This window comes from Streptomyces sp. NH27 (assembly GCF_056859195.1).
Window position 1 is genome coordinate 1 of sequence record NZ_JACEGK010000752.1, and the last position, 2,661, is coordinate 2,661.

Here is a 2,661-nt window from a genome sequence, read left to right on the forward strand (position 1 = left end):
CACCTCGACCAGCCACCCGGGCGGGGACGCCGCCCGGGTGGCTGGTCGAGGTGATCGCGGGGACGCGGGCGGGCCTCGCGGCGTATCCGGACGGGCGGGTGGCGCGGCACGCGGTGGCGGCGCGGCACGGCCGGGCGGACCCGGAGGTGCTGCTGACGGCGGGTGCGGCGGAGGCGTTCGTGCTGCTGGCGCGGGTGTTGCGGCCGAGGCGCGCGGTGGTGGTGCACCCGCAGTTCACGGAGCCGGAGGCGGCGCTGCGGGCGGCCGGGCACGCGGTGGAGCGGGTGCTGCTGGACGCGTCGGACGGGTTCCGGCTCGATCCGGGCCGGGTCCCGGCGGACGCGGACCTGGTGGTGGTCGGCAATCCGACGAACCCCACGTCCGTGCTGCATCCGGCCGCGCTGGTACGGGAGTTGGCCCGGCCCGGGCGCACGCTGGTGGTGGACGAGGCGTTCATGGACGCGGTGCCGGGCGAGCGGGAGTCGCTGGCCGGGGCGGGCAGTACGGACCCGGTGCCGGGGCTGGTGGTGCTGCGCAGCCTGACCAAGACGTGGGGGCTGGCCGGGCTGCGGGTCGGCTACGTGCTCGGGGCGCCGGAGTTGATCGCCGAGTTGGCGGCGGCGCAGCCGCTGTGGGCGGTGTCCTCGCCCGCGCTGGCGGCGGCGGAGGCGTGCGTGTCGGCGCGGGCCCGCGAGGAGACCGCGCAGGCGGCCCGGCAGGTCGCCGCGGACCGGGCGTATCTGGTGGCGCGGCTGCGGGAGTTGCCGCAGGTCCGGCCGGCCGGGGACGCTCCCGCGGCGCCGTTCGTGCTGCTGCGGCTGCCGGGTGCGGCGGATGTGCGTACGGCGCTGCGGGAGTCGGGCTACGCGGTGCGCCGGGGCGACACCTTCCCCGGCCTCGGCCCGGACTGGCTACGGGTCGCGGTGCGGGATCGCCGCACCACCGACGGATTCGTCGACGCGCTGACCGGCCTGCTCACTTCACTCCCAGCGCGGTGAGGTCGATCTGGCCGATCACCTGCTGCTGGTAGACGTTGGTGAGGCGCGGGCCGCGGTAGACCAGGTGCCGGTCGTAGACCAGCGGCACCAACGCGGCGTCCTGCATGACCTGCGCGTCGATCTTGGTCCATGCCTCGGTCGCGGCAGACCGGTCGGTGAGGGTGTCGGCCTGATCGACCATGTCGTTGAGGCTGCTGTCGTCCAGGCCCGAGTAGTTGCTGCCGGAACCCGGCTTGATGAGCTGGCGCAGGAAGCCGCCGCCGGTCGGGTAGTCCCCGATCCAACCGGTGTACACCATGCCCCACTTGGCCGCCTTGAGCTTGCTCGGGGACGTCAGGGTGTCGTAGAAGGCACCGGATTCAACGGTCTTGACCGTGACCTTGATGCCGACCCGCCGGAGGGCTTCGGCGACCGCCTGCATGGCCTGCTCGCTCTTGGAGGCGCCCGAGAGACCGACCAGCGTGGTGCTGAAGCCGTTCGCCTTGCCGCACGCGCCGAGTTCGGTCTTGGCGTACTGTTCCTCCGCCCCACCGGTGCTGCTGGAGTACAGGTTCGCGCCGGGGTCGTGGCTGTTGTTGCTGGGCGGCAGCATGGTGGTGGCGACTTCGCCGCCCTCGTACTGCCCGCCGAGCGCGGCTTCCACGTCGGCGCGGTTCACGGCGTACGCGACGGCCTTGCGGCACGCGACGTTGTCGAACGGCGCCACGTCGGTACGCAGGCTCAGGTAACGGGTCGCCCCGGTGTAGGCGAGGTCCACGTTGGCCTTCTGCGCCGGGTCGTTGATGATCTTCGTCTCGGTCGCGTCGTCGAACATCACCCCGCTGAAGTCCAGGTCGGCGGTGCCGTCGAGCAGCGCCTGCCCGACCTCCAGTTGGGAGTCGTACGACTTCAACTGGTATCCGGCGGGCAGTTGGGAGCGGATCGGGTCGGTGGTCGTGTCCCACTGGCTGTTGCGGACCAGGTGCAGCGACTTGCCCTGGACGTAACTGCTCACCTTGTAGGGGCCGCTGGCCATCGGATGCTTCTCGTAGTCCTTGCCGCCGCCGGTGTCCGCGGCGGGTGACACCACGGCGCCGGCCGACATCGCGAGGACGTACGGGAAGTCGGCGTAGGGCTTGGCGAGGGTGAACACGACGGTGCTGTCGTCAGGAGTGGTGACCGACTTCAGGCCCATCCTGCCGGGGTCGGTGTCCTTGTACGGGCCCGGGTAGTTCTGGCCCCCGTCGAGGAGGTCGGTGAGGTAGGTCGAGCCGTTGGGGTGGACGACGCGGTCGAAGTTGCGCTCGACGCCGTACTTGACGTCCTTGGAGGTGATCGTCGAGCCGTCCTGGAAGCGCAGGCCCTTCTTGAGCTGGAAGGTCCAGGTCAGGCCGTCGCTGCTGACGTCACCGGTGGTGGTGGCCAGGTCGGGCACGAGTGTGCGGCCCTTGTCGCCGGGCGCGGGGGCGTAGCCGACGAGGTTGCGGTAGAGCAGCCGCTGGATGTTCCAGGCACCGGGATCGTAGGTGTTGGCCGGGTCCAGCAGGTCGTCCTCGAGGTAGGAGACGGCCAGTTGGACGGTGCCGCCGGTCTGCACGGAGGGGCGGACCACGCCGTCGGTGCCGCCGTTGTAGCCGCTGCCCTGCTTGCCGCCGTGCCGCTTGAGGGCGGCCTGCTGGTCGAC

2 protein-coding genes are annotated in these 2,661 nt (G+C 71.8%); one reads left to right on the plus strand and one right to left on the minus strand.

Going from position 1 to position 2,661, the window contains the following annotated elements; translation table 11 throughout:
* The coding region (gene cobC, locus AC13HU_RS35350; protein WP_483046094.1) for an Rv2231c family histidinol phosphate aminotransferase CobC at positions 1–998 on the plus strand (998 nt) is incomplete at its 5' end.
* Here cobC and AC13HU_RS35355 read toward each other — a convergent pair.
* Positions 976–2,661: ABC transporter substrate-binding protein (locus AC13HU_RS35355; RefSeq protein WP_483046095.1), on the minus strand; the 1,686-nt coding region annotated here is incomplete at its 5' end. The two genes, cobC and AC13HU_RS35355, sit on opposite strands and share 23 nt — an antisense overlap.